Raw genomic sequence first — 26,878 nt, 5'->3', positions numbered from 1 at the left:
GCCTCTCTGTGACGTGTTACTTGGTCACCGCGGCGGCGAGCCTGGAGAGCGGCTCGGCCAGGGCGTTGACCGCGTCCGACAGGTCCTTGCGGTCCGCCTTGCCGACCTTCTCGTACGAGGTGAACTCGTAGGAGGACGTGTCCTTGCGGTACGTGTCCAGCAGCTTGTTCAGCTCGGCGAACCGCTTGTCCAGGGTGGCGGACAGCGCCGCGTCGTTCTTCGAGGCGATCGGCTTCAGCAGCTCGTAGGACTTCTCCGCGCCCTCGACGTTCGCCTTGAAGTCGACCAGGTCGGTGTGGCTGTAGCGCTCCTCCTCACCGGTGACCTTGCCGGTCGCGACCTCGTCGAGGAGTTCCTTGGCGCCGTTGGCCATCGAGGTCGGGGTGATCTCCGCCGTGCCGACCCGCTTCTGCCAGTCGAGCAGATCCTTGTAGAGGGTCGGAGCGAGTGCCTTCTCGTCGGCGCCCAGCTTCTTGTCCTGCCACAGCGCCTTCTCCAGGCGGTGCCAGCCGGTCCACTTCTGGCCGTCCTCCAGCCCGTCCGCGCGGACGTCGACCTTCGGGTCGATGTCGCCGAAGGACTCCGCGACCGGCTCGGTGCGCTCCCAGCCGAGCCGGGAGTCGGCGTAGACCTTCTTGGCGGCCTCGATGTCACCCGCGGCGACGGCGTCCGTGAAGAGCTTGGCCTTCGGGAGCGTCTCGTCGGCCTGGTCCTGGACGTAGGTGCGGTACGCGGCCACGGCCTTGTCCATCTCGGGGCTGCGCTTGGCCGCCTTGCCTCCGCTGACCTCCAGCTTCTGCCGGATGCCGTGGCCCTTCATGCCGGGCTTGCACGCGATCTCGTACGAACCGGCCTTGATCTCAGCCGTGATGGTGGCCTTCGTGCCGGGGCCGATGTTCTCGCGCTCGGCGACGATGCGGTCGTCGGGGAACAGGACGTAGACCTCGGTGACCTTGGATCCCTTGTTCTGCACGGCCAGCTCGATGTGCCCGGCCGGCAGCTCCTTCTTGGAGACCTCGCAGGAGTCGTCCTTCGCGACGACCTGGACGGCGCCGTCACCCTTGCCGTCGCTCTTTTCGGCGCAGCCCGTGACGGCGGTCAGAGCGGCCACGGTGGCGGCAGCGGTGACGACGGAGAGACGAACGGCTCGCATACGGGCTCCACATGAGGATGAAGGAGAAGAGGAGGGAACGGCTGTACAGGCCGGACACAGGCTGGACACAGCGTGGTGAGGCGGACCTAACTTAACCGAGCCTTACCTGGCCGGTACCCACCCACGCAGTGATTCAGCTCTCACTGCGCGACAGCGGGAACGGGGTGGTCACAACCGACCCATGGGCGAGCCCGGCCGGGGCAAAGCAATGGTCAAACGGTCCGGTCGGGCACGACGAGGGGCACCCCGGTCCGCGGGTGCGGGAACACCTCGACCGGCTGCCGGTAGACCTCGCCGAGCAGCGCGCTCGTGAACACCTCGGCCGGCGGGCCGGCCACCGCTATCCGCCCGTCGTGCAGCACGGCGGCCCGGTCCGCGTACGCGGCCGCCAGTCCCAGGTCGTGCAGCACGACGACGACCGCGTCACCGGCGGCGGCCCGCTCCCGGCAGATCCGCAGCACCAGTTCCTGATGGCGCAGGTCCAGCGCGGCGGTCGGCTCGTCGAGCAGCAGCAGCGGGGCGCGCTGCGCCAGTACCCGGGCGAGTGCGACCCGGGCCCGCTCGCCGCCGGACAGCGCGGAGAACGGGCGGGCGGCGAATTCGGTGACCTCGGTGGCCGCCATCGCCGCGCGGACCGCCGGATCGTCCTCGTCCTCGCGCTCCGTACCGGCCCAGGGCGCGCGCCCCATCCGTACGACGTCCTCCACCTGGAAGGGGAAGGAGAGTGCGGCTGACTGCGGCAGCACGGCCCGGCGCAGGGCCAGTTCGGGCGGGGTCCAGTCGGTGACCGGCCGTCCGTCGATCCGTACCGAGCCGTTTCCGGCGGGCAGATCGGCGGCCAGCGCGGCCAGCAGCGTGGACTTCCCGGCGCCGTTCGGGCCGACGAGCGCCAGCACCTCGCCCGCGTGCACCGTCAGCTCGATGGAGTCGAGCACCTGACGCCCGCCCAGCTGGACCCGCAGGCCGAGCGCCTCGGCGACCGGGGCGCCGGGCGCGACGGGGGCCGGCAGCCGCCGGTCGCGTACCGCGAACAGGTTCCGCAGCGTCCTCATGCCCAACCACCTTGCTTGCGACGGGTCCTGCGCAGCAGCCAGAAGAAGAACGGGCTGCCGAAGAGCGCGGTCAGCACGCCGAGCGGCAGCTCGGCCGGATCGGCGACGGTACGCGCCGCGAGATCACCCGCGACCAGCACCAGAGCACCGCCGAGCGCGCTGCCGGGGACGAGGAAGCGGTGCCCGGGGCCGTTCGCCATCCGGAGCAGATGCGGCACCAGCAGCCCCACGAACGAGATGATCCCGGCGACCGCCACCGCGGCAGCGGTCAGCAGCGCCACGACGAGCACGAGCACCACGCGGAGCCGTTCGACGTCGACGCCGAGGTGCCGGGCCGGCCGCTCGCCGAGTGCGAGCAGATCCAGCTTCCGGGCGTAGAACGGTGCGAGGACGAGTCCGAGCGCCGCGCACGGCAGTACGGCCAGCACCTTGGGCCAGGTCGCCTGTGCCAGCGAGCCGAGCTGCCAGAAGGTGATCTGGGTGATCTGCGCGTTGTCGGCGAAGAAGATGAACAGTCCGATCAGCGCGCCCGCGAAGGCGTTGACGGCGATGCCGGTGAGGATCAGCGTCACCACCTCCGTCCGGCCACCGGACCGCGACAGCGCGTAGACGAGCAGGACGGTCAGCAGTCCGGCGACGAAGGCGCAGACGGTGATGGTCCAGTTGCCGAAGAAGCTCAGCCCGAGTGCGATCGAGGCGACGGCACCGACCGCGGCGCCCGCCGAGATCCCGATGACGCCCGGCTCCGCGAGCGGATTGCCGAACACCCCCTGCATCAGGGCGCCCGCGCAGCCGAGGGACGCCCCGACCAGCAGGGCGAGGACGACCCGCGGCAGCCGTACGTTCCACAGGACGCTCTCGCCGACCCGGTCCAGCGCGTGACCGCCGAGCCCGGTCCGGTGCTGCACGGAGGCGAGTACGTCACCGAGCGGGATGCCGTACGCGCCGAGTCCGGCGGAGAGCAGACAGCACAGGACCAGGGCCACGAGCAGTCCGGCGGTCAGGGTGATGGCGGTGGAGCGACGGGGTCCGGGCGGCGAGTCCGCGCCCGGGGTCTTCTCCTCGGTCCCGGCCGGCCGGGTGCGTTCCTGGTAGGGGGCGGTCACTTGGCCGCCCCGTCCTTCGGGTGGAGCTGGGCCACCAGTTCGCTCAGCACCCGGTCGGTGCGCGGCCCGTAGTTCAGGAGCACCCCGTCGTCGACGGAGAGGATGCGGCGGTCCATGCCGGCCGGGGTCTCGGCGACGCCCGGGATCTTCACCAGCCCGTCGACACCGCCGACCGATTCGAGCCCCTTGGTCATCACCAGGATCGCGTCGGGAGCGGCTTTGGCCAGTGCCTCGCTGGTGATGGCGGTGAAGTCCTTCTTCAGTCCGGAGGCCTTGCCCGCGTCGACCGCGCCCGCCGCTTCGAGCAGCGAACTCGCGCCGGACTCCCGGCCGCCCAGCAGATAGACGGAGGCGGAGCCGCGCAGGTAGAGGAAGGCGACCCGCGGCTTCCGCTCGCCGTCGGCCGGTGCGGGCACGGACTCGCGGACGGCGTCGATGCGGTCCTGGGTGCGCCGCTTGAGCTCGGTGCCGGACTCCGGTACGCCCAGGGCGGTGGCCACCGTGTCGATGCGGCGGCCGACATCGGCCAGTTCCGTGGCCGGTTCGACGACGATGAGCGGGATTCCGGCGTCCCGGATCTGCCCGATGGCCTCGGCCGGTCCGGTCGTGGTGTCCGCGAGGACGACGGTGGGTTTCAGGGAGAGCACGCTCTCCGCCGACACGTCGTGGGCGCGGGTCACCACGGGGAGCTTCTCGGCCTGCTCGAAGGTGGCGGTGATGTCGCGGGCCACGACCTGATTGCCGAGGCCGAGCGTGAAGACGATCTCGCTCAGGCTGCCGGTCAGCGGCACGATCCGGTCCGCCGATGTGATCGTGGTCCGCTTGCCGTCCGCCGACTTCACGGTGACGGGCAGCCGCGGTGCGGGCACGGTGGCCAGCGGCTCGATCCGGTCGGCGTCCGCGGACGGGCCGGACGTGCTGTCCGATGCCTTCGCCGCAGGGGACTCCGCACCCCCGCAGCCGGTCAGCAGCAGAGCCGCCGCCAGGGACACGACGGCCGTCAGGACGCCGGTGCGCCCGCGCCTCGGTTGCGCGGAGTCCCGGCCCGGCGGGGCGAAGTCCTGCGAGAAGCGCACTGGGGCACCGTCCTGTCGTTCTGCGGTGTGCAGTTGGGAGTGGAATGCGAAGGATGTGACGGAAGGGGGTACCGACACACGACGTACATACCTTAGGTTAGCCTTACCTGAGCTTCTAGACCTCGGAGGGGTCCATGCCGCCGTACAGACCTGCCCGCGCGCTCGCCGTCGCGCTTCTCGCGGTACTGCTGGGAGCGCTGCTCCCAGCCACCGCCGCGCACGCGGCGAACCGGACGGTGCAGGGCGGGCGGCTGGACTGGGGCATCAAGTCCTCCTTCCAGAGCTATGTCACGGGCCCGATAGCCCAGGGAAGTTGGAGCCTGATCGGCGGCGCGGCCACGGTCGGCGGCAGCCAGTTCCGCTTCCACTCAGCCACCGGCTCCTACGATCCGGCGAGCGGCGCCCTCAGCTCCGGCTTCTCCGGCGGTGTCCGCTTCACCGGACACAAGAAGTCCGACGGCTCCTACGAACTCGACCTCACGATCAGCCGCCCCACCGTCCGCATCCGGGGCGGCAGCGGCACCGTGTACGCGGACATGGTCAGCAAGGACCGGGGGAGTGGACGCGTGACCTCCACCGCCCAGGTCCCGCTGGCCACCCTCGGACTCTCCGGGATCGACATGAGGGGCGGCTCCACGCCCATCGCCCTCAACAACGTCCCGGCCACCCTGACTTCACAGGGCGCGAAGTCCTTCGCCGGCTACTACACGGCCGGGACCCCGCTGGACCCGGTCAGTCTCTCCGTGGACACCAGGGGACCGGCGCCGAAGCCCACCGCGACGAGGTCCACGGCGTCGAAGTCCCCCGGGAAGGCCGCCGACGGCGCCGGGGCGAAGAAGAAGGAGACGGCGGGCCGCTTCGAGGACGCCGCGGTCGACTGGGGTGTGCGCCGCACCTTCCGCGAGTACGTCACCGGCTCGATCGGCAAGGGCGAGTGGACCCTGGCCGGGGGCGCCCAGGACGGTGGCGCGCTCTTCCGCTTCCCGAAGGGCAAGGGCACCTACGATCCGGCGAAGCAGACCCTGGCCGCCACCTTCGCGGGCAGTGTCCGCTTCACCGGGGCGGGCGGCCTCGATCTGACGCTCTCCCGGTTCGCGGTGGCGCTGAAGGCGGGCAAGGGCACGCTCAGCGCCGATGTCCTGAGCGACGGCGACACCGGCAAGGCCGTACCGCTCGTCACCTTCACCGCCGAGGACTTCGCGCCGAAGGACGGCCTCGCGGTCCTCACGGAGGCCCCCGCGACGCTGACCGACGGCGGCGCCAAGGCCTTCGGCTCCCTCTACAAGGCGGGCACCGCGATGGACCCCGTCTCGCTCGCCGTCGCCGTCGACGCCAAGGCGAAGCTGCCCGCACTGCCCGACCTGGGCAGCGATCCGGCACCGTCGGACTCCCCTTCGCCGGAGAGCACCGTGGCCGCGGCGGCGTCCGTGTCGGACGGGGGTTCCCCGACGGCGCTGCACCTGGCAATCGGCGGCGCGGCCGTGCTCGTCGTGGCCGCGGCAGGCGTGCTCCTCCGGGTGCGCCGCAACCGCTCGACGCCGGACACCCCCTCCTGACCCCCGCACTCCCCCCGCGCCACCCCCCGTTGATTCCTGTTCAGCTCTGAGGAGACCCCGACCATGGCAGCCACCCGCCGCCCCATAGCCCTCGCCGCAGCCGTCGCCACCGCTGCCGCCCTCGGTGCCGCCTTCGCCCTCCCGGCGTTCGCGGCCGGACAGTCCGCCCAGGACGGCACCACCACGGCCGCCCCGGCCATGGAGCTGAAGGACGGCACCCTGGACTGGGGCTTCAAGGAGTCGTTCCGCAAGTACATCGGCGCCGCAGGCAGGATCACGGTCACGGACGGTGCCACCCAGGCCGACAACAACGGTGTGTTCACCTTTGTCAACGGCAAGGGCACGTACGACATGACCACCCACGGCACCGACACCGCCTTCGAGGGCGGCGTCAACTTCTCGGCCCACGGCGGCGTTCTCGACATCACGCTCTCGGACGTCAAGCTGTCCACCTCCGGCACCGGCGGTGCGATCACCGCCGACGTGGCGACCCCGCAGGGCACCCAGGACGACGTGGCCGTCGCCGACCTCGATCTGTCGGCCGTGAAGCCGGGCCAGGGCGCGGGCGGGGCGATGGTCTTCAAGGACATCCCCGCGAAACTGACGAAGGCCGGCTCCGAGGCCTTCAACGGCCAGTACCAGGAGGGCGAGGTCCTCGACCCGGCCACGCTCACGGTGAAGGCGGTCGCGGCCCCGACGCAGGAGCCGACCGACCCGGCCGAGCCGACCGAGAAGCCGACCGACCCGGCCGAGCCGACGGAGAAGCCCACCGAGAAGCCCACCACGCAGCCGACGGACTCGACGCCGAAGCCGTCCCCGACCGTCACGGCCACCGACGAGCTGGCCGCCGACCCGGGCGCCGTCGTCGACGGCACCCTGGACTGGGGCGTCAAGGCCTCCTTCCGTACGTACGTCACCGGCCCCATCGCCAACGGCAAGGTCGAGACGACGGGCGGCGCGACCGCGTCCGGCGACGGCTACCGCTTCCCCGACGCCACCGGCCACTTCGACGCCGACAAGAAGACCCTGAACGCCGAGTTCGACGGCAAGGTCCGCTTCCTGGGCCACCTGGAGGACGGCGCCTACACGCTGGACCTCTCCCTGGCCAATCCGGAGATCCAGGCCGACGGGGCCAAGGGCAAGCTCATCGCCGACGTGACCACCAAGGACCGTGAGACGAAGAAGGTCGCCACCTACACCGGCCTGGCCGTCGCCGATCTCGAACTGCCGGCCGGCGGACTCACCGCCAAGGACGGCGTGGTGACCCTCTCGGGCGTTCCTGCCACCCTCACCGCCGACGGCACCAAGGCCTTCGGCGGGATGTACCAGGCGGGCGAGCAGCTCGACGCGCTGACCGTCGCGGTCGCCCTGGACAAGGACGCCGAACTGCCGTCCACGGGCGGCTCGTCCACGGGCGGTTCGACGGGCGGATCGTCCACGGGCGGCTCCACCACGGGCGGCTCGTCCGCCGGCGGCACCGTGGGCGGCGGTGGCACCGTCGGCGGCTCGGGCGCCCTCGCCTCCACCGGCTCCGACATCCCGACCGGCGCGCTGTTCGCCGCCTCCGGCCTCATCGTGGCGGCCGGCGCCGGAGCGGTCGTCGTGGCCCGCCGTCGCCTCACCGTCTGATCCGGCCCCAACGCGCGACACCGCCGCCCGGTTACCGCCCTCTCGCAGGGCCGGTAACCGGGCGGTGCTTGAATGCGCACGTGAGTGACTACGACGTACCCGCCGGCATCGACGTCCTACGTGTGTTCTGCGGTCCCGACGGCCGGCACGGCAACGCCCTCGGAGTCGTACGCGACGGACGCCACCGCCCCGACGAGCCGTCCCGGCAGGACCTCGCCCGCCAACTGGGCTTCAGCGAGACGGTGTTCGTGGACGACCCGGAACGCGGCCACCTGGACATCTACACCCCGGCCCGCCGGCTGCCGTTCGCCGGCCACCCGGTGGTGGGCGCCGCGTGGCTGCTCGACCTGGAGGTCCTGGAGCTGGAGGTGGGGGAGGTCTTCGCCCGTCAGGACGGCGAGTTCAGCTGGATCACCGCGCGCCCCGAGTGGGCCCCGCCGCGCACCCTGCGGCGGTACGGCTCCGCGGCCGAGGTCGACGCACTGCCCGCCCCGCCGCCGGGCGAGGGCTGGCTCTACGCCTGGGCGTGGGAGGACGAGGCGGCGGGCCGGGTCAGGGCACGGGCGTTCCCGAGGCGGGGCGACGGGATCATCGAGGACGAGGCGACGGGGGCGGCGGCGCTGCTGCTCAGCACCCAGCTCGGCCGGGCCCTGAACATCACGCAGGGCCGAGGCTCCCAGATCCTGACGGCCCCGGCCCCGGACGGCGCGGTGGAGATCGGCGGCAGAGTGCGGCTGGCCGTCCAGGGCTGACCGGAGAATCAAGCCGTCCGGCGATCGAGGACGGAGGCAGGGCAGCGAAACGAAGCGGCGGAGCAACCCGGGCCCGGGTCACTCCGCCGCCTCCCGCCAGGTCTACGCCCCCAGCGGGAAGACCTCCCCCAGCTCCCGGAAGACCGCGGTGTTCAGCGCGAACGCCCGCTTGCACTCGTCCACGATCCGCCGCTTCTCCAGCTCGTCCGCGTTCACCGCGTCCAGCAGCTCGCGGTAACCCCGCTTGAAGGAGGCGGGATTGGCTATGCCCTCGAAGACGTAGAACCGGACCCCGTCACCCTTGCGCTCGAAGCCCCAGGTGCGCTCCGCCTTGTCACGGATGATCTGGCCGCCCGACAGGTCGCCCAGGTAGCGGGTGTAGTGGTGCGCGATGTACCCCGCGGGCCAGGTGCGCGCGCACTCGGCCACCCGGTCGGCGTAAGCGGCCGTGGCCGACAGCGGTTCCAGGCCCTCGCGCCAGCCGGCACCCCGCAGATGGGCCAGATCGCGCTCCAGCTCACTGGTGCGCATCAGCTCGGACTGGATGAACGGCCCGGCGACCGGGTCGTCGCGCAGCGCCTCGGCGCCGTCCTCCAGGGCCCGGTACACGAACCACAGCTGCTCCGTGTAGCGCGTGTACGCGTCCACGCCGAGGCGTCCGCCGAGCAGGTCGCTCATGAAGGTCGAGGTCTCCGCCTCGGTGTGCTGCTCGTGCGACGCGGTGCGGATCAATGTGGAGAAGGGCGTGGCGGTGACGGTTGCGTCCAAAGCGGGCCTCCGGGGACCAAGGGGACGGGAAGTCCAGAAAGAGACGGAAACATCGGCCTGCCACAGGTGTCCGCCGCAGCGCCGCCGATGGGTCGATCTTCCTACTTAGGTAAACCTAAGTCAACTGCTTCCCGACGCCCTGTCGGTAAAAACGGCGGGAGAAAACAGGAACGGCCGCCCGGAGGGGGCGGCCGTTCCTGGCACCGATCAGGGAGGCGGGGAGGGCTACGGGAGGGTGAGGATCTCGGCCCCGGTCTCCGTCACCACCAGGGTCTGCTCGAACTGCGCGGTGCGCTTGCGGTCCTTCGTCACCACGGTCCAGCCGTCGTCCCACATGTCGTAGTCGTGGGTCCCGAGCGTCAGCATCGGCTCGATGGTGAACGTCATGCCGGGCTTCATCACGGTGGTGGCGTGCGGGCTGTCGTAGTGCGGAATGATCAGCCCGGAGTGGAACGAGGAATTGATCCCGTGCCCGGTGAAGTCCCGCACGACCCCGTACCCGAACCGCTTCGCGTACGACTCGATGACCCGCCCGATCACATTGATCTGACGGCCGGGCCGGACCGCCTTGATCGCCCGGCGCAGCGACTCCTCGGTGCGCTCCACGAGCAGCCGCGACTCCTCGTCCACGTCGCCGCAGAGGTAGGTGGCGTTGTTGTCGCCGTGCACTCCGTTGATGTACGCCGTCACGTCGAGGTTCACGATGTCGCCGTCGCTCAGCACCGTCGAGTCCGGGATGCCGTGGCAGATGACCTCGTTGAGCGAGGTGCAGAGCGACTTGGGGAAGCCCCGGTAGCCCAGTGTCGACGGGTAGGCGCCGTGGTCGCACATGAACTCGTGGGCGACCCGGTCGAGTTCGTCGGTCGTGACGCCCGGGGCGATGTGCTTAGCGGCCTCACCCATCGCCTGAGCGGCGATCCGCCCCGCGACGCGCATGCGCTCCACGGTGTCGGCGTCCTGGATCTCCGGACCGGTGTACGGCGTCGGAGCGGGCTTGCCCACATACTCGGGGCGCCGGATGTTTCCGGGCACGGAACGGACGGGAGTGAGCTCCCCTGGTACAAGCAGCGACTGGCCAGACATGTCAGCGAGTTTAGGGCAGGCCCCAACCAGCGCGGATGGGGCAGCATGGCACCGAGGAAAGGAGTCGACGATGGCCCTGTTCAAGAAGCGCACGGTCGGCAAGCCCGGCGAGTGGTACTACTGCCTGGAGCACAAGAAGGTCGAAGAGGGCCCCGAGTGCCCGGCCAAGGACCGCTTCGGCCCGTACGCCTCCCGGCAGGAGGCGCAGCACGCCATGGAGACCGCCCAGGAGCGGAACCTGGAGTGGGAGACCGACCCCAAGTGGCACGACCGCCAGGGGCCGGACGAGAGCGCGGGCGGCTGAGGGCGCGGGCCCGGGGCGCGGCGGCCGGGACCAGTCGGCGGCCGGGACCACCGGGCCCTCCTCGCCGCGCGCGGCCCGCCGGCGCGACGCGTCCTCGTCCGCGGCGGAGCCGTACGGCAGCGGCTCCGGAAGCGCCACCGTAGCCACGCACACCACACGCCCCGGGCCGGACCCGGGGGGACCGGTGGCACCCGCGCCGCCCCATCCCGGCGTTCACCACCGCGGCGGCGGGGGCGCCGTCAGCCGGTCGGCGAGCCGGGACAGCCGGTCGCGGAAGCGCCGCCGCCCACGTGCGATCGGCGCGCTGTTCTCCCCGGCCGCCGCGCTCACCAGGTGCTGGACCGTGTCCAGGTCCACATCGTCGCCGCCCGCCAAGGACAGCGCCTCATGGGCGAGGCCCCGGACCTCCGGATCGCCGTTGTCCAGGGACAGCACCGTCGCACCCGCCCGGCGCGCGTCGTGCACCCGCTCCAGCAGGCCCGCCCCCGGCGACCGGGGCACCACCACGAGCAGCGTCTCGCCCCGCCCGGCCGCCTCGATCCGGCCCAGGCCGACGGAGAGGTGGGCCGGGTCCCCGGGCTCCACCCGGTGGCGCACCAGCGTGGGCGTCAGCTCGGGCAGCCCCGACCAGGTGGACTCGTCGACCAGATGCGCCGCCAGATGCCACGGCTCGTACGCCTCGGTCCCCACCAGCAGCAGCCCGCCGCCGTGCGGGACGACGGACGAGCGCAGCGTCCCGGCGAAGCGCCGGGTGGCGGCCGGCCACTCGGTCCCGGCGAGCACCTCACGCAACAGCGCCACACGTACGGCATCCATGGCCCGGCATCTTGCAGCACATCCGGGCCCCCGTGCCGGGGAACCGGCCCGGAACCATCCGAACGGGGCGCCGGCTCCTGCGTCCCGTCGCGGTCCGCCGGTGCGGTGTCCCATGTGCTACCTGGCAGTAGTGTCGGGGCCATGACTACGAATGACAGCGGCAGCGCGCCCAAGCCCCCGGCCAAGGACCCCTGGGACCTCCCCGACGTGTCCGGGCTGACCGTCGGCGTGCTCGGCGGCACCGGCCCGCAGGGCCGCGGACTCGCCTACCGGTTCGCCCGCGCCGGACAGCAGGTCGTCATCGGCTCGCGCGCGGCCGACCGCGCACAGACCGCCGCGGAGGAGATCGGCCACGGCGTCCGGGGCGCGGACAACGCCGGATGCGCCGCGGCCAGCGACGTCGTGATCGTCGCCGTGCCGTGGGACGGCCACGCCAAGACCCTGGAGTCGCTGCGGGACGAGCTCGCCGGGAAGCTCGTCATCGACTGCGTCAACCCGCTCGGCTTCGACAAGAAGGGCGCCTACGCCCTGAAGCCCGAGGAGGGCAGCGCCGCCGAGCAGGCCGCCGCCCTGCTGCCCGGGTCCCGGGTCACCGCCGCCTTCCACCACCTGTCGGCTGTGCTGCTCCAGGACGAGGCGATCGAGGAGATCGACACCGATGTGCTGGTGCTGGGCGAGGCCCGCGCCGACACCGACCTCGTCCAGGCACTGGCCGGCCGGATCCCCGGAATGCGGGGCATCTTCGCGGGCCGGCTGCGCAACGCCCACCAGGTCGAGTCGCTCGTCGCCAACCTGATCTCGGTCAACCGCCGCTACAAGGCACACGCGGGGCTGCGCGCCACCGACGTCTGAGCGGTGTCCCGGCGGCCACACCCTGCTCGGAGCGGCCGGGGGCATGGGGGACACTGGAGGGGACCGCGCACCATCCCCCGACAGGAGCCACCCCCATGCCCCGCCTAGCTCTCTACGCCGTCGCCTTCTGCGTCCTGTCCGTCGTGGCGGCCGTGATCTCCTTCGTGCAGGGCAGCTGGCCCCTGGGGATCGTCTGGGTGCTCCTGGTCGGACTCTCGTCCAACATGGCCTGGTACTACCTGCGCCGGCAGCGCGGGGCCCGCACCACCCCGAGCGCCTCCTAGCCGTTCCACGAGCAGATCCCGTTGGACGTCTGCCAGAACCGGTAGGTGTCCAGACCGCAGTACGTGTCGAATTCGCTGACGCCGAGCGACCGCAGCAGCGCGTCGATCATGTCGAAGAACGCCGCGTTCACCCCGGGGATCCACAGCAGGGCGAAGACCGCGATCAGCCCGAACGGGGCGAACGGCTCCACCTGCCGGCGCACCTTGTACGAGAGCCAGGGCTCGATCACCCCGTAGCCGTCCAGACCCGGTACGGGCACGGAGTTCAAGATCGCCGCCGTCACCTGGAGCAGCGCGAGGAAGCCCAGCGCGTACCGGAAGGCGGCCGGGACGCCGTCCAGCGCGTCCAGCCAGAACGGCGCCGTGCACACGACGGCGAACAGCACATTGGTCAGCGGCCCGGCCGCCGAGATCAGGCTGTGCCGCCAGCGGCCGCGGATCCGGCCGCGCTCGATGAACACCGCGCCACCCGGCAGACCGATCCCGCCCATGATCACGAACAGCACCGGCAGCACGATGCTCAGCAGGGCATGGGTGTAGCGCAGCGGGTTCAGCGTGAGGTACCCCTTGGCGCCGATGGAGATGTCACCGCTGTGCAGGGCGGTCCTGGCGTGCGCGTACTCGTGGAGACAGAGCGAGACGACCCAGGCCGCCGTGACGAACAGGAACGTGGCGAAGCCGGGCTGAGAGGCGAAATCCGTCCACACCGCCCAGCCGGACACCGCCGCGACGGCGACGATCCCGAGGAAGACCGGGCTGATCCGCCGGTCGCTGCGGGCTGTTGCGGTGGTCATCGGCGAGCTCCTGATGGCTGTGGGAGGGACGGGAGCGGGCGGGCGGCGAGCCCCGACCGTACAGGCGACACGCCGGAAACGTCTGGCATCGGGCCGGTGGTTCCATGAAGGGTGGAGGCATGACAGCAGGTACGGCGGACGGCCCGCGGGGATACGGCCGGGGCGCGGTCCCGCTCCTGCCCCCGGTCACGGACAATGGGCGCGTGCGCTACAGCATCCTCGGTACCACTCAGGCACTCCGCGACGACGGCACCGCCGTCGCCATCGGCGGGGCGCGACTGCGCGCCCTGCTCACCGTCCTCGCGCTGCGGGCCGGCCGGACCGTGCCGGCCGCCGTGCTCGTCGGCGAGGTGTGGGACGGGGACCCGCCCGCGGATGCGCCGGGCGCCCTCCAGGCACTCGTGGGCCGGCTCCGCCGGGCGCTGGGCCATGAGGCGATCACCTCGGCGGAGAGCGGCTACCGGCTGGCCGCCGAACCGGACACCGTCGACCTGTACCGCTTCGAACGGCTCGCCGGGGAGGGGGCTCGGGCCCTGGAGGAGGGCGATCCCGCGAAGGCCGTGAGCGTCCTCGACGACGCGCTGGGCCTGTGGCGCGGCCCGGTACTCGCCGATCTCCCGGACCGCCGCGCGGACGAGGTCCGCTGGACGGCCCGCAGGCTCGACGCCCGCCGCACCCGGCTCACCGCCGCGCTCGCCCTCGGCCGGGCCGAGGAGGTACTGCCGGAACTGGCGGCGCTCTGCGGCGAGCACCCCCTCGACGAACCGCTCCAGGCGCTGCGGCTGCGCGCCCTGCGCGACGCCGGACGCACCGCCCAGGCACTGGCCGCGTACGAGGAGGTGCGCACCGTGCTCGCCGACCGGCTCGGCACCGACCCGGGCGCCGAGCTGAGCGCCCTGTACGCCGAGCTGCTCCGCCAGGAACCCGTGCGTCCGCGCTCGCCGGCGGCCGCTCCGCCCGCGCGCCCCGGCCCCCGGGCCCCCGCGGCCCCGCCCGGCAACCTCCGGGTCCGGCTCACCAGCTTCGTCGGCCGGGAGAGCGACATCGACGCCCTGCGCGGCGACCTCTCGCGGGCCCGGCTGGTCACCCTGCTCGGCCCCGGCGGCGCCGGCAAGACCCGGCTCTCCCAGGAGGCCGCCGAATCCGTCGGCCCCGCCGCCTGGCCGGACGGGGTGTGGATGGCCGAGCTCGCCCCGGTCGACGACCCCGAATCGGTGCCGGAGGCCGTCCTCACCGCCCTCGGCGGCCGGGAGACCGTACTGCGCGGTGCGGGCGCCGAGGAGCTCCGGGCCGCCGAACGGCACGGCGGCGAACCGCTCAGCAGACTCACCGAGCACTGTTCCGGCCGCCGCATGCTGCTGCTCCTGGACAACTGCGAGCACGTCATCGAGGCCGCCGCCGCCCTCGCCGACCATCTGCTGGCGCGCTGCCCGGAACTCACCGTCCTCGCGACCAGCCGCGAACCCCTCGGCGTACCGGGCGAGTTCGTCCGGCCCGTCGACCCGCTGCCCGATCCGATGGCGCTGCGACTGTTCGCCGAGCGCGGCGCCGCCGCGCAGTCCGGCTTCCGGGTCGACGCGGACGAGCGGACGGCGGAGGCCGTCGCCGAGATCTGCCGCCGGCTGGACGGTCTCCCGCTCGCCATCGAACTCGCCGCCGCCCGGCTGCGGATGCTCACACCGCGCCAGATCGCCGACCGGCTCGACGACCGCTTTCGCCTGCTGACCAGCGGCAGCCGCACCGTGCTGCCCCGACAGCAGACCCTGCGGGCCGTCGTCGACTGGTCCTGGGACCTCCTGGACGAGGCCGAACGCAGCGCGCTGAGACGGCTGTCGGTCTTCTCCGGCGGCTGCACCCTCGCCGCCGCCGAGGCGGTCTGCGCGGACGGCTCCCAGGACGTGTACGACATCGCCCGGGTGCTCGGTTCACTCGTCGACAAGTCCCTCGTCGTCGCAGCGCCCGGCGCGGACGGCGGGATGCGCTACCGCCTGCTGGAGACCGTCGGTGAGTACGCCGCCGAGCGGCTCGACGAGGCGGCGGAGCGGGACACCGTGGAGCGGCGGCACCTGGTGTTCTTCCGGGAGCTGGCCCGCACCACCGACGCCGAACTCCGCGGCGCCGGGCAGCGCGCCGCCATCGAGCTCTTCCAGCGCGAGTACGAGAACCTGCGCACCGCCCTGCGGCACGCCGTCGCCGCCCGCGACGAGCAGGAGGTGCTCTGCATGGTGCTCTCCCTCTCCTGGTACTGGCACATACGCGATCTGAGCAGCGACGCCCTCCAGTGGGCCGAGGCCGCCGCCGACCTCGGTCCGGATCCGTTCGCCCCGCCCGGCAGCCCCGCACCGCCCCTGCACGAACGCTGCATCGACGCGCCCCCGCCGATGAGACCCGAGCTGCTCCAGGAGGCGCGGCGTCAGGTGGCGCTCGTCCGGATGGTCAGCACGGACGACGGAATGGACGAGTGGACGAACGTCGACAGCCTGGCGCGGCTGCGGGTCGTCGCGTCCACCTACCGGCCGGGCCAGCCGCAGACCTGCCGCTGGCCGACCTCCCTCTGGTTCTTCGCCGTGCTGGTCACCGGTGACCTGGGCGCACTGCGCGACCTGATGGAGAAGACGGTCGTGGCGGCCCGCGGGTTCGGCTACGAATGGGAGCTGGCCTCGTCGCTCCAGATGCGCGCCAACGTGCTGGCCAACCGGCTCGACTGGGCGGTCCAGGCCGGTGCGGACGCCGACGAGAGCCTGGAGATCTTCGTCCGCCTCGGGGACGACTGGGGCGCGGCCGAGGCGCTCTCCGCGCGCGGCGAGGCCGGCGAGAAGCGGGGCGACTACGGCCAGGCTGCCGACGACTACCAGGCCGCGGTCGGCTACGCGGAGAAGATCGGCGCCCGTGCCCAGGTGTCGGTGCTCCGCACCCGGTACGCCTCCGCCCTGACCGAGCTGGGCCGAGGCGCGGAGGGCGAGGCCATTCTGCGCGAGGTGCTCCAGGAGACGTGGCACACGGGGCACGGGGCCAAGTCCTTCGCCCGGCTCTTCCTGGCCATGTGGCTGGGCAGGTCCGGCCGGGTCGGCGAGGCCCGCGAACACCTCACCGCCCTGCGCGAGGAGTTCACGGCGGAGACCCAGGCGATCTTCGACGGATTCGTGCTGGGAGGGGTGGCCTGGCTGGACAACCTGGAGGGGCTGTACGCGGACGCCCTGGACCGCAGCCGGCAGGCGCTGGCCCGGTCCGGCGATCCGCTGACGCGGATGGTGGCGCCGCACATGGTCACCATCCACCTGGTCAGCGCCGCGCGGGCGCTGGGCGGCCTCGGCGGGGAGCGCCGGGCCGCGCTGGCCGTGCGGCTGCTGGTCACCTGCCGGGAACTGCTGCCGGGCGGACACGTGCCGACGGCGATGGAGCGGGAGAACTACGAGGCGGCGGAGGAACTGGTCCGGGCCGCTCTCGGGGACGCCGCCTTCGAGACCGCGTACGCCGAGAGCGGCGGCCTCTCCATGGAGGAGGCCACCGCTCTCGTCGACGCGTACCGGGACTGAACCGCTCCGGTCAGGTCCGCTTGCGGAACTTCGACACCGCCAGCGGCGCCGTGACGGCGGTGATGCCCACGGCCCAGACGAGGGTCATCCACACGGAGTGGCCGAGCGGTCCGCCGGTCATCAGGCCACGCGCCGCGTCGGCCAGGTTGGACAGCGGGTTGTAGTCGGTGAAGGTCTTGAGCCAGCCGGGCATCGTCGTCGGCGGGGCGAAGATCGAGGAACCGAACTGAAGAGGCATCAGGACGAGAAAGCCCATCGCCTGAACCGACTGGGGCGTCTTGAGGGACAGCCCGAGCAGGATGAAGATCCACATGATCGCGGCGCCGAACGCCGCCGACAGCACCACCGCGACCAGCAGGCCGGAGACCGAGTCCACCTGGAGTCCGAGCGCGAAGCCCATGCCCAGCAGGATGGCCGTGGCGACCATCATCCGGCCCAGCTCGACCACGATCTTCGCGATGAGCACCGACGAACGGGCGATCGGCATCGTGCGGAACCGGTCCATGACCCCCTTGTGGAAGTCGTCGTTGACGCCGGTGCCGACCGCGGTGGCGATGTTCATGCCCATCATCGCCATCAGCCCGGGGATCACGTAGTTGATGTAGGTCTGCCGGTCACCGCCCAGGCTCGCGCCGACGGATCCGCCGAAGACGTACACGAACAGCAGGGTGAAGACGATGGGCATCAGCAGCACATCGAACATCGACTCCGGATCCTTCTTGATCTGGAGCAGGTTGCGCCGCATCAGCGCACTGATGTGGCGCAGGTTGCCGCGCAGCCCGATCCGGGCGTCGTCATCGAGCGTCGTGACCGGGGCGGCACCGGCCGAACCGGCGGGGGCGGGCTTCAGAGTCGTCGTGCTCATGCCGCGACCTCCTCGTGGATCGTGTCGGTGGGGGCCGAGGTCTTCTCGCCGGTGATGGCGAGGAAGACCTCGTCCAGGCTGGGCAGCGCGGTGGCGACGTGCGCCAGCGAGAAGCCCCGGGTGCCGAGCAGACCTATGACGGCCGTCAGCTGCTCGTCGCTGAGGATCGGTACGTACAGCAGCCCCTCGTCCGGGACCGCCTGCGCGCCCGCGACACCATCGAGACCGGTCTCGCGCAGTGCCTGCGCCATCGCGGCCAGCTCGGACGGGTCCGTGGGCCGGATCTGCAGGGTGCGGCCGCCGACCCTGGCCTTCAGCTCGTCGACCCCGCCGCGGGCGATGATCTTGCCGTGGTCGATGACGGTGAGCTCACTTGCGAGCTGTTCGGCCTCTTCCATGTACTGGGTGGTGAGCAGCACGGTCGCCCCCTCCGCGACCATCCTCTGCACCTCGTCCCAGACCTCGTTGCGGGTACGGGGGTCGAGCCCCGTCGTCGGCTCGTCCAGGTACAGCACGGCCGGGCTGCCGATCATGGAAGCGGCCAGGTCCAGCCGACGCCGCATGCCGCCGGAGTACTCCATCGCGGCCTTCTTCGCCGCGTCGGTGAGCGAGAAGCGCTCCAGCAGCTCGTCGGCGCGCGAACGGGCCTTGTTGCGCGGCAGGTCGAGCAGCCGCCCGATCATGTAGAGGTTCTCCCAGCCGGAGAGCTTCTCGTCGACCGAGGCGTACTGCCCGGTCAGACCGATGGTGCGGCGCAGCCGGCGGGGCTGCTTCACCACGTCGTAGCCCGCCACGACCGCGTGTCCGGCGTCGGGCAGGATCAGGGTGGAGAGGACTCGTACGAGGGTGGTCTTGCCGGCTCCGTTGGGGCCGAGCACTCCGAGTACGGTGCCCTCGCGCACATCGAGGTCCACGCCGTCCAGAGCTTTGGTCGAGCCGTAGTGCTTGACCAGTCCCCGTACCTCGACGGCGTTCGAGCCGTTACTGGGGTTCTTGTCGATTCGCGTCATGTCCACCATCAGACCAGCCGCCACCGACAAGCCACCGACAGCGGGCCGACAGCCCGCCGATGGGGGAAGTCGGCGGGCTGTCGGTGGTGCCGGCAGTGGTCGTCCGGGTCAGTGGAAGGTGTGCTCGGGCGCCGGGAACGTGCCGCCGACGACCTCGTCCGCGTACGCCTTCGCGGCGTCGCCGAGGATCTGGCGCAGATCTGCGTACTGCTTGGTGAAGCGCGGCACCTTGCCACCGGTCAGGCCCACCATGTCGGTGTAGACCAGCACCTGCGCGTCGGTGTCGGGGCCGGCCCCGATGCCGACGGTCGGGATGTGCAGGGTGCGGGTGACCTCGGCGGCCAGTTCGGCCGGTACGAGTTCCAGGACGACGGCGAACGCGCCCGCGTCCTGCACGGCCTTGGCGTCGCGCAGCATCTGCTGGGCGGCCTCCTCGCCGCGGCCCTGCACCCGGTAGCCCATCGCGTTGACGGACTGCGGGGTCAGACCGATGTGGGCCATGACCGGGATGCCGGCGTCGACCAGGAGCTTGATCTGCTCGTGGCTGCGCTCACCGCCCTCCAGCTTGACCGCGCCGACCCCGGACTCCTTGATCAGCCGGGTGGCGTTGCGCAGGGCCTGGACCGGGCCCTCCTGGTAGGCCCCGAAGGGCAGGTCGGCGACGACCAGGGCGCGCTTGGTGCCCCGGACGACGGCGGCGGAGAGGATGGCGATCTCGTCCATCGTGACGGGCACGGTGGTCTCGTAGCCGAGGTGACAGTTGCCCATCGAGTCGCCGACGAGCATGACCGGGATGCCGGCCTCGTCGAAGACGGACGCGGTCATCGCGTCATAGGCGGTGAGCATGGGCCACTTCTCGCCGCGCTCGGTGGCGGCGGCGATGTCGTGGACGGTGACGCGGCGGTTGCTCTTGCCTCCGTACAGCGCCTTGCTGCTGTCGGCGGGGGCTCCCGCGGGGGGTGTGGCGGACTGGTCGTGCGCAGCCTGAAGCGACATTGCCAACGGCTCCTTCGTCATCTCGAGGCGCCCTGACGGCGTCCCCGGATCCCTTCCATGGTGGCATCCCGGGGGCGGTCACGGGAAGTGGGCCCGCACACGTCCCCCGGACGACGGGGCGGTTCCCTGTTCCCGCCGGGTAAAGACTTTCCAATACGAGACGGTATCGTATCGAAATGACTTAGGCTCTTGTCCATGTCCATACCGTCCGGCGCTCCCGCCGTCGTGCCCCAGGTCCCGGAGGCGGTCCACCGCCGCCGCTGGGCGATCCTCGTTGTCCTGATGTTCAGCCTGCTCATCGTGGTGCTGGACAACTCGATCCTGAACGTCGCCGTCAAGACGATCGCTTCCCCCTCACCCACCGGTCTGGGGGCCACCCAGAGCGAGCTGGAGTGGGCGATCAACTCCTACACGCTCGTCTTCGCAGGACTGCTCTTCACCGCGGGCCTGCTCGGTGACCGCGTCGGACGCAAGAAGATGCTGCTCCTCGGCATCGTGCTCTTCGGCATCGGCTCGGCCTTCGCCGCCATGTCCGGCTCGCCGGGCGAACTCGTCGCCTGGCGCGCCGTGATGGGCTTCGGCGCCGCCTTCGTGATGCCGGCCACCCTCGCCGTCCTGATGAACGTCTTCGAGCGCGACGAGCAGCCCAAGGCCATCGGCATCTGGGCCGGCAGCGTGGGCCTCGGCATCGCGATCGGCCCGATCACCGGCGGACTGCTACTCGAACACTTCTGGTGGGGCTCGATCTTCCTGGTCAACGTGCCCGTCGTGGTCATCGCCCTGATCGCGATGGTGATCCTCGTACCGGACTCCAAGGACCCGAAGCCGGGCCGTCTCGACCCGGTGGGCGTGGTGCTCTCCATCATCGGCCTGGTGCTGCTGGTGTACGGCATCATCCGTGGCGGTGAACTGGCCGACTTCACCGACGTGTCCGTGCTCCTGCCGGTCATCGGTGGTCTGGCCGTCCTGGTCGTGTTCGTCCTCCACGAGAAGCGCAGCAGCAGCCCGGCCATCGACATCACGTACTTCCGCAAGCCGGCCTTCTCGGCCGCCGTCGCCGCCATCGCGCTGGTCTTCTTCGCGCTGATGGGCGTGACGTTCTTCTCCGCCTTCTACATGCAGAGCGTGCGGGGCTGGAGCGCCCTCCAGTCGGGGCTGCTGATCCTGCCGCTCGCCGTCGCCCAGATGATCTTCGCGCCCAGGGCCCGGCTGGTGGTCGACCGGTTCGGCGCCCGCGCCGTGTGCACCGTCGGCATGCTGATGGTCGCGGTCGGACTGGCGGCGTTCGCGCTGTTCGACGCCGACACGCCCGTCTGGCTGATGTGTGTGGTCTTCTTCGTGCAGGGCACGGGCATGGCCCATGTGATGCCGCCGGTCACCGTCGCCGTGATGCAGGCGCTGCCGCGCGAGAAGGCCGGCTCCGGCTCGGCGGTCAACAACACCTTCCGGCAGGTCGGCGGTGCCCTCGGGATCGCCGTCCTCGGCTCGGTGCTGTCCGCCGTCTACCGTGGGGACATCGAGGGCCACCTCGGCGCGCTCCCGGCCGGCGCAAGGGACGCGGCGGCGGAGTCCATCGAGGCGACGCTCGGCATAGCGGAGAAGCTGGGTCCGAAGGGTGCACCGCTGGTCGCCGCGGCGCACGACGCCTTCCTGAGCGCCATGCACATCACGGCCATCAGCTCGGCCTTCGTGGCCCTGCTCGGAGCGATCGTGGTCGCGCTGTTCCTGCCCGGCAGGCCGCCGGCCGAGCAGACGTCCGCGCGCGACGAGCAGGCGGCGCCCGCACCCGCGGGACGGTGACGCCGACGGCCTCGTAAGGCTGACGGCGTCAAGCCGCCGACGGCCTCGTACGGCTGAAAGCGGCGGGACGCCGTCCGCCTGGGCGAGAATCGGGGCGGCGAAAGGTGGTTTCACGTGCAGGCTCAGGCATCGGACCGGGGCGAGCGGGCTCCGGTCGAGGGCGACCGCGACCCCGTCGGCGACCAGGAGCCCCGTCGCGGCCGTCCGCGCAGCGCGGCGGCCGAGCGGGCCATCCTGGACGCCGTCGTCGAACTGCTGGAGGCCGGGGAGCCCCTGGCCGGCCTCTCCATCGAGCGGATCGCCCGCACCGCCGGAGTCGGCAAGGCCACCATCTACCGGCGCTGGAAGGACAAGGAGGAGCTCTTCGTCGACGTCCTGCGCGACATCGAGCCACCGGAGCCCGATGTCTCCGGCACCGCCGGCCTCGACGACCTGCGCGTCCTGCTGGAGTCGATGCGCAGGCGCGGCCAGGCCCAGCGCTCCTCGGTGCTGCTGCACAACGTCTTCGCGCAGATGAAGAGCCACCCCAAGCTCTGGGCCGAGTACCAGTGCACGGTGATCGCCCCCCGCCGGGTCGCCATGCTCGCGGCCGTGCACCGGGCCGTCGACGCGGGCGAACTGCGGGGCGACACGGACGTGGAGCTGATGGACGACCTGTTCCTCGGCCCCATGCTCGTACGCACCGTCCACCGGCCGGACGCGCCGCTGCCCGACGACCTCGCCGACCGCATCATCCAGCTGGTCGTCGAGGGTGTCGGACCGCGCCCGCAGGGCGCCGCACCCGGCAAACCCGCAGGCCAAGGCTGACGCGCCGGGCCCGGCCCGAGTGTGCGCGTTCTGTCACAAGCCCCCGCGGACCGGCCCCGGCCGGAACCCGTCGCGCCGCCCCGTTCGTCCTCGTGGCAGTACGGCCGTCATCGACGGCGGGAAAAACATCGCGCATCGCCTAGGGTCGTGGGCGCGGGCGATGTGCACGGCAAGGCAGTGAGGACAGCGCGATGGTGCAGGCGTACAGGACGGACACCGGGAACGGCGGCGTGGGGCCGCAGCCCACCGGATCCCGCTTCCGGGACCTGCGCGACAGGCTGACCCGGGACAGAGGCATCTGGCGGCGCGGGATCGTCCTGGCGGGCTGCTCGGTCCTGCTGACCCTCGTGATGGTCCTGCACGCACACATCCCGAACGCCATCGGCAACCTGGGCAGCCTCAGCGAGACGTTCCTGCCGTGGATCGCCGTCTTCGTACCCGTGCTGCTCGTGCTCGGCCTGGTACGGCGCTCCGCCACCGCGCTCATCGCGCTGCTGCTGCCGATCGTGGTCTGGTTCAACGTGTTCGGCGGCCTGCTCACCGACAAGTCGGGCGGCGACGGCGATCTCACCGTCGCCACCCACAACGTCAACGCGGACAACACCGACCCCGCGGGCACCGCCCAGCAGGTCGCGGGCTCCGGCGCCGACGTCATCGCACTCCAGGAACTGCCCGCCGGCAAGGTCGCCACGTACGAGTCGGCGCTCGCCGCCCGCTTCCCGTACCACTCGGTGCAGGGGACCGTCGGCGTGTGGAGCAAGTACCCGATCAGCGACACCCGCCCGGTGGACATCAAGATGGGATGGGTCCGGGCCATGCGGACCACCGTCGCCACCCCCGAGGGCAAGGTCGGCGTCGTCGTCGCGCACCTGCCGTCGGTACGGGTCAAGCTGCACGCCGGATTCACCGCCAACCAGCGCGACCAGAGCGCGGACGCTCTGGGCAAGGCCATCGCGAGGGAGAAGCTGGACCGGGTCGTCCTGCTCGGAGACCTCAACGGCACCATGAACGACCGCGCGCTCAACGCGGTCACCTCGCAGATGCGCTCCACCCAGGGAGCCGCCGGGGACGGCTTCGGATTCAGCTGGCCCGCCTCGTTCCCGATGGCCCGGATCGACCAGATCATGGTCAGGGGCGTCGACCCCGTGTCGTCCTGGACGCTCCCCGCCACGGACAGCGACCACCTCCCGATCGCCGCCAGCGTCAAGCTCTGACGTCACGGGCCGTTCACCTCCCGGCATAAACCATCTGAGAGTATTTGTTCCGATCAGGGACCGAGGCCGACCGGCGATGGAGCCGGTCCGCCGCTGTGCGCTCCGGCCCCCACACCCGGCAGCGCCGCCATGCCCCGGCTCCCTCCTGCGCCTCGCGCCACGGCCGGCCCTGCCCGCCGCGGTGGACGGGGCCCCCTGCGGAAAGGTCTCTCCTCATGCCTCTGGCTCTGCTCGCACTCGCGGTGAGCGCCTTCGGCATCGGTACCACGGAGTTCGTGATGATGGGCCTGCTGCCCGATGTCGCGGACGATCTCGGCACCTCCGTCCCCACGGCGGGCTACCTCGTGTCGGCCTATGCGATCGGTGTGGTGCTCGGCGCCCCGCTGCTCACCGCCCTCGGCTCCCGGATCCCGCGCAAGCGGATGCTCCTGCTGCTGATGGCGCTCTTCACCGTCGGCAACCTCGCCTCCGCGCTCGCGCCCGGCTTCGGCTGGCTGATCGCCGGCCGGGTCCTCGCCGGGCTGCCGCACGGCGCGTTCTTCGGCGTCGGCGCGGTCGTCGCCGCCCGGCTGGTCGCCGACGGGCGCCAGGCACGGGCCGTGGCGACGATGTTCCTCGGCCTGACCGTCGCCAACATCGTCGGCGTACCCGCCGCCACCCTGCTCGGTCAGCACCTCGGCTGGCGCGCCACGTTCCTGGTCGTCGCGGTGATCGGGCTGTGCGCGATGGCCGCGCTCGCCCGGCTCGTCCCGCAGATCCCCGTCGACGCGCACGGTGATGTCCGTCACGAACTGCGGGCCCTGGGCAACCGGCAGGTGCTGCTCGGACTGCTCACCGCCGTCTTCGGCTTCGCCGGGGTCTTCGCCGTGTACTCCTACCTCTCGGCGATGACGACCGAGGCGATGGGCTTCGGCGAATCCTCGGTCACGCCGGTGCTGGCGCTCTTCGGCATCGGCATGACGCTCGGCGCGCTCGCGGCGGGCCCGCTCACGGACCGGGCGCTGCGTCCGACCCTGTACGGGTCGCTGGGCGCGCTGGCGGTCGTCCTGGTGGTCTTCCCGTTCGCCGCGCACGTGCAGTGGGCCGCGCTGGTGATGGTGGTGCTCCTGGGCGGGGTCGGCTTCATGACGACCACACCGCTCCAGATGCTCGTCATGAACAAGGCCAAGGACGCCCCGACGCTGGCGTCCGCCTCCAACCACTCCGCGTTCAACCTGGCCAACGCGGGTGGCGCGTGGCTGGGCGGGATGGCCATCGCGGCCGGCTGGGGCTGGACGTCCCCGGCGCTGGTCGGCGCGGTCCTGGCCGTCGCAGGCCTCGCGGTGGCGGTCACGGCGGGATTCCTGGACCGCGACCCCACTCCGTCCCGAGTGGTGGCCCGCGCGACCCCGGAACCCACCGCGGCACGACACGGATCCGAAGCGGACGTGCACTGAAAGCGCGACGCCCGCCCGGCAGCACCCAGCCCGTCCGGCGATTGGGGGCACCACGGGCGTCGGCGTGGACGTGTGCTGAGTAACGACGCCCGGCAGCACCGAGCCCGTCCGGCGATTGAGGGCACCCCTCCCGACACACCCTCAGCCGGACGGGCCCGCGCACCCCACCCCCGGCGTCAGCCGGACTCGCGCCACCGGTTCGTGATCGGCAGTCGCCGGTCCTTGCCGAACCCCTTGGGCGAGATCTTCGTCCCCGGCGGGTACTGCCGCCGCTTGTACTCCGCCGTGTCCACCATCCGCAACGTCTTCGCGACCAGCGCCGCGTCGAACCCGGCCTCGACGATCGCGTCGAGCCCCTGGTCCCGGTCGACGTACAGCTCCAGGATCCGGTCCAGCACGTCGTAGTCCGGCAGCGAGTCCGTGTCGACCTGCCCCGGCCGCAGCTCGGCGCTGGGCGGCTTGGTGATGGAGGCCTCCGGGATCGGCGGGGTCTGCCCGCGCTCCTCGGCCGCCCGGTTGCGCCACTTCGCCAGCCGGAAGACCGACGTCTTGTACACGTCCTTGATCGGCCCGTACGCGCCCACCGAGTCCCCGTACAGCGTCGAGTAGCCGACGGCCAGCTCCGACTTGTTGCCCGGCGCCAGGACGATCTGGCCCTCCTGGTTGGAGACGGCCATCAGCATCGTGCCGCGCAGCCGCGACTGGAGGTTCTCCTCGGCGAGACCGCTGAGACCCAGCGAGCCCATGTACGCGTCGAACATCGGCTCGATCGGTACGGTCCGGAAGTTCAGCCCGGTACGCCGCGCCAGCTCGGCCGCGTCGCCCTTGGAGTGGTCCGACGAGTACTTCGACGGCATGGAGATGCCGTACACGTTCTGCGCGCCCAGCGCGTCGCAGGCGATCGCGGCGACCAGCGCCGAGTCGATCCCGCCGGAGAGCCCGATGAGCACGCTGCTGAAGCCGTTCTTCGCGGCGTACGCCCGCAGCCCCACCACGAGCGCGGAGTACAGCTCCTCGTCGTCGTCGAGCCGGTCCGCGTACCCTCCGGTCAGCTCCGCCCCGTAGCCGGGCAGCGGCTTCTCGGACAGCGTCACGTGATCGATCCGGAGCCCGTCGTTGACCACACCGGACGGCGCCCGGTCCGCGGCGGCCGGCAGCTCCAGGTCGATGATCACGCTGCCCTCGGCGAACTGCGGGGCGCGCGCGATCACCTCGCCGTGCTTGTCGACGACGATCGAGTCACCGTCGAAGACCAGCTCGTCCTGGCCGCCGATCATCGCCAGATAGGCCGTCGTGCAGCCGGCCTCCTCGGCCCGCCTGCGGACCAGTTCCAGCCGGGTGTCGTCCTTGTCCCGCTCGTACGGCGAGGCGTTGATCGAGAGCAGCAGCCCGGCCCCGGCGGCCCGCGCGGCCGGCACCCGGCCGCCGTCCTGCCAGAGGTCCTCGCAGATCGCGAGCGCCACATCGATGCCGTGCACCCGTACGACCGGCATCGAGTCGCCCGGCATGAAGTACCGGAACTCGTCGAAGACGCCGTAGTTGGGCAGATGGTGCTTGGCGAAGTTCAGCGCGATCCCGCCGCGGTGCAGTACGGCGGCGGCGTTGCGCGGGGACCCGGCGGGCTGGCCGTAGCGCGGCGCCGGGAACTCGGAGCGGTCGAGGTATCCGACGACGACCGGCAGCTCCCCGAACCCCTCCTCGTCGAGACGGGCGGCGAGCGCGCGCAGCGCGTCCCGCGAGGCCTCGACGAAGGACGAGCGCAGGGCCAGGTCCTCGACGGGGTAACCGGTCAGCACCATCTCGGGGAACGCCACCAGGTGGGCGCCCTGTTCGGCGGAGTGCCGGGTCCAGTGGAGGATCGCCTCGGCGTTGCCGGCGAGGTCACCGACCGTCGAGTCGATCTGATTCAGTGCGAGGCGTAGTTGAGGCACGCCGCCCAGTGTAATCGTCTGACTGACGCGATGTCCTGGCGGGCCGCGCGGAACGCCG

The 26,878-nt window shown here is 71.8% G+C and carries 23 protein-coding genes; 11 read left to right on the top strand and 12 right to left on the bottom strand.

From position 1 onward, the window contains the following. Nucleotides 1-16 precede the first annotated feature (16 nt). The 4 genes from efeO to ACFVJX_RS09875 form a co-directional block, all read right to left on the bottom strand. Nucleotides 17-1,153 carry an iron uptake system protein EfeO gene (gene efeO, locus ACFVJX_RS09890; RefSeq protein WP_384125535.1) on the bottom strand — a complete coding sequence of 379 codons (1,137 nt, stop codon included), beginning with the start codon at nucleotides 1,151-1,153 and terminating at the stop codon, nucleotides 17-19. 212 nt (nucleotides 1,154-1,365) lie between these two features. Next, the gene (locus ACFVJX_RS09885; RefSeq protein WP_384125537.1) at nucleotides 1,366-2,205 is read right to left on the bottom strand and encodes a heme ABC transporter ATP-binding protein; all 840 of its coding nucleotides are present in this window, start codon (nucleotides 2,203-2,205) and stop codon (nucleotides 1,366-1,368) included. Continuing rightward, complete coding sequence (locus tag ACFVJX_RS09880) at nucleotides 2,202-3,311, bottom strand: FecCD family ABC transporter permease (RefSeq protein WP_384125539.1); 1,110 nt, start codon at nucleotides 3,309-3,311, stop codon at nucleotides 2,202-2,204. The genes ACFVJX_RS09885 and ACFVJX_RS09880 overlap by 4 nt, the downstream gene beginning before the upstream one ends. Continuing rightward, nucleotides 3,308-4,387, bottom strand: a complete 1,080-nt coding sequence (locus ACFVJX_RS09875; protein WP_384125541.1) for a hemin ABC transporter substrate-binding protein — start codon at nucleotides 4,385-4,387, stop codon at nucleotides 3,308-3,310. The genes ACFVJX_RS09880 and ACFVJX_RS09875 overlap by 4 nt, the downstream gene beginning before the upstream one ends. A gap of 134 nt (nucleotides 4,388-4,521) precedes the next feature. Between ACFVJX_RS09875 and ACFVJX_RS09870 the strand changes: the two genes are divergently transcribed. The 3 genes from ACFVJX_RS09870 to ACFVJX_RS09860 all read left to right on the top strand — a co-directional run bounded on the left by ACFVJX_RS09870 (nucleotide 4,522) and on the right by ACFVJX_RS09860 (nucleotide 8,324). After that, complete coding sequence (locus ACFVJX_RS09870) at nucleotides 4,522-5,943, top strand: HtaA domain-containing protein (RefSeq protein ID WP_384125543.1); 1,422 nt, start codon at nucleotides 4,522-4,524, stop codon at nucleotides 5,941-5,943. Between the two features lie 63 nt (nucleotides 5,944-6,006). Further along, nucleotides 6,007-7,572, top strand: coding sequence for an HtaA domain-containing protein (locus ACFVJX_RS09865; RefSeq protein ID WP_384125545.1), 1,566 nt, complete (start codon nucleotides 6,007-6,009; stop codon nucleotides 7,570-7,572). 80 nt (nucleotides 7,573-7,652) lie between these two features. Next, nucleotides 7,653-8,324 carry a PhzF family phenazine biosynthesis protein gene (locus ACFVJX_RS09860; protein ID WP_384125547.1) on the top strand — a complete coding sequence of 224 codons (672 nt, stop codon included), beginning with the start codon at nucleotides 7,653-7,655 and terminating at the stop codon, nucleotides 8,322-8,324. A 102-nt stretch (nucleotides 8,325-8,426) separates the two neighbouring features. Here the strand turns inward: ACFVJX_RS09860 and ACFVJX_RS09855 are convergent, their stop codons facing one another. Next, nucleotides 8,427-9,092: a heme oxygenase (biliverdin-producing) gene (locus ACFVJX_RS09855; protein ID WP_384125549.1), complete on the bottom strand. Its 666-nt coding sequence runs from the start codon at nucleotides 9,090-9,092 to the stop codon at nucleotides 8,427-8,429. Between the two features lie 225 nt (nucleotides 9,093-9,317). Continuing rightward, nucleotides 9,318-10,175, bottom strand: a complete 858-nt coding sequence (map, locus tag ACFVJX_RS09850) for a type I methionyl aminopeptidase (RefSeq protein WP_384125551.1) — start codon at nucleotides 10,173-10,175, stop codon at nucleotides 9,318-9,320. A 70-nt stretch (nucleotides 10,176-10,245) separates the two neighbouring features. Between map and ACFVJX_RS09845 the strand changes: the two genes are divergently transcribed. After that, a complete protein-coding gene (locus tag ACFVJX_RS09845) occupies nucleotides 10,246-10,479 on the top strand; it encodes a hypothetical protein (RefSeq protein WP_384125553.1) in 234 nt (77 codons plus the stop codon). Between the two features lie 213 nt (nucleotides 10,480-10,692). Here ACFVJX_RS09845 and ACFVJX_RS09840 read toward each other — a convergent pair whose 3' ends face one another. Beyond that, nucleotides 10,693-11,295, bottom strand: a complete 603-nt coding sequence (locus ACFVJX_RS09840; protein ID WP_384125555.1) for a hypothetical protein — start codon at nucleotides 11,293-11,295, stop codon at nucleotides 10,693-10,695. 141 nt (nucleotides 11,296-11,436) lie between these two features. On the opposite strand from ACFVJX_RS09840, the gene npdG reads away from it, so the two are divergent. Further along, nucleotides 11,437-12,147 carry an NADPH-dependent F420 reductase gene (gene npdG / locus ACFVJX_RS09835; RefSeq protein ID WP_384125557.1) on the top strand — a complete coding sequence of 237 codons (711 nt, stop codon included), beginning with the start codon at nucleotides 11,437-11,439 and terminating at the stop codon, nucleotides 12,145-12,147. Between the two features lie 95 nt (nucleotides 12,148-12,242). After that, nucleotides 12,243-12,431: a hypothetical protein gene (locus tag ACFVJX_RS09830; protein ID WP_384125558.1), complete on the top strand. Its 189-nt coding sequence runs from the start codon at nucleotides 12,243-12,245 to the stop codon at nucleotides 12,429-12,431. Here ACFVJX_RS09830 and ACFVJX_RS09825 read toward each other — a convergent pair. Next, nucleotides 12,428-13,225, bottom strand: a complete 798-nt coding sequence (locus ACFVJX_RS09825) for a site-2 protease family protein (protein WP_384125560.1) — start codon at nucleotides 13,223-13,225, stop codon at nucleotides 12,428-12,430. The genes ACFVJX_RS09830 and ACFVJX_RS09825 overlap by 4 nt on opposite strands. 203 nt (nucleotides 13,226-13,428) lie before the next feature. Between ACFVJX_RS09825 and ACFVJX_RS09820 the strand changes: the two genes are divergently transcribed. Further along, entirely contained in the window at nucleotides 13,429-16,761 is a 3,333-nt protein-coding gene (locus tag ACFVJX_RS09820) for a BTAD domain-containing putative transcriptional regulator (protein WP_384125561.1), read from the top strand. Between the two features lie 10 nt (nucleotides 16,762-16,771). Here the strand turns inward: ACFVJX_RS09820 and ACFVJX_RS09815 are convergent, their stop codons facing one another. The 3 genes from ACFVJX_RS09815 to panB form a co-directional block, all read right to left on the bottom strand. Next, nucleotides 16,772-17,626, bottom strand: coding sequence for an ABC transporter permease (locus ACFVJX_RS09815; protein ID WP_384125563.1), 855 nt, complete (start codon nucleotides 17,624-17,626; stop codon nucleotides 16,772-16,774). Beyond that, nucleotides 17,623-18,645, bottom strand: a complete 1,023-nt coding sequence (locus tag ACFVJX_RS09810; RefSeq protein WP_384125645.1) for an ATP-binding cassette domain-containing protein — start codon at nucleotides 18,643-18,645, stop codon at nucleotides 17,623-17,625. The genes ACFVJX_RS09815 and ACFVJX_RS09810 overlap by 4 nt, the downstream gene beginning before the upstream one ends. A 99-nt stretch (nucleotides 18,646-18,744) precedes the next feature. Then, the gene (gene panB / locus ACFVJX_RS09805) at nucleotides 18,745-19,632 is read right to left on the bottom strand and encodes a 3-methyl-2-oxobutanoate hydroxymethyltransferase (protein ID WP_384125565.1); all 888 of its coding nucleotides are present in this window, start codon (nucleotides 19,630-19,632) and stop codon (nucleotides 18,745-18,747) included. Between the two features lie 195 nt (nucleotides 19,633-19,827). Here panB and ACFVJX_RS09800 point away from each other — a divergent pair, with 195 nt between their 5' ends. The 4 genes from ACFVJX_RS09800 to ACFVJX_RS09785 all read left to right on the top strand — a co-directional run bounded on the left by ACFVJX_RS09800 (nucleotide 19,828) and on the right by ACFVJX_RS09785 (nucleotide 24,889). Then, entirely contained in the window at nucleotides 19,828-21,432 is a 1,605-nt protein-coding gene (locus ACFVJX_RS09800) for a DHA2 family efflux MFS transporter permease subunit (protein ID WP_384125567.1), read from the top strand. Between the two features lie 114 nt (nucleotides 21,433-21,546). Then, nucleotides 21,547-22,239, top strand: a complete 693-nt coding sequence (locus ACFVJX_RS09795; protein ID WP_384125569.1) for a TetR/AcrR family transcriptional regulator — start codon at nucleotides 21,547-21,549, stop codon at nucleotides 22,237-22,239. Between the two features lie 191 nt (nucleotides 22,240-22,430). Continuing rightward, nucleotides 22,431-23,453, top strand: a complete 1,023-nt coding sequence (locus tag ACFVJX_RS09790) for an endonuclease/exonuclease/phosphatase family protein (protein WP_384125571.1) — start codon at nucleotides 22,431-22,433, stop codon at nucleotides 23,451-23,453. Nucleotides 23,454-23,668: 215 nt separating this feature from the next. Further along, the gene (locus tag ACFVJX_RS09785; RefSeq protein WP_384125573.1) at nucleotides 23,669-24,889 is read left to right on the top strand and encodes an MFS transporter; all 1,221 of its coding nucleotides are present in this window, start codon (nucleotides 23,669-23,671) and stop codon (nucleotides 24,887-24,889) included. A gap of 176 nt (nucleotides 24,890-25,065) precedes the next feature. On the opposite strand, the gene ACFVJX_RS09780 is transcribed toward ACFVJX_RS09785, so the two are convergent. Then, a complete protein-coding gene (locus tag ACFVJX_RS09780; RefSeq protein ID WP_384125575.1) occupies nucleotides 25,066-26,820 on the bottom strand; it encodes an NAD+ synthase in 1,755 nt (584 codons plus the stop codon). Nucleotides 26,821-26,878: the final 58 nt, after the last annotated feature.

The organism is Streptomyces sp. NPDC127177, from assembly GCF_042672475.1.
Classification (GTDB): domain Bacteria; phylum Actinomycetota; class Actinomycetes; order Streptomycetales; family Streptomycetaceae; genus Streptomyces.
The sequence above is the reverse complement of the archived record's forward strand: the minus strand, read 5'-3'. Positions and strand labels throughout refer to the sequence as shown.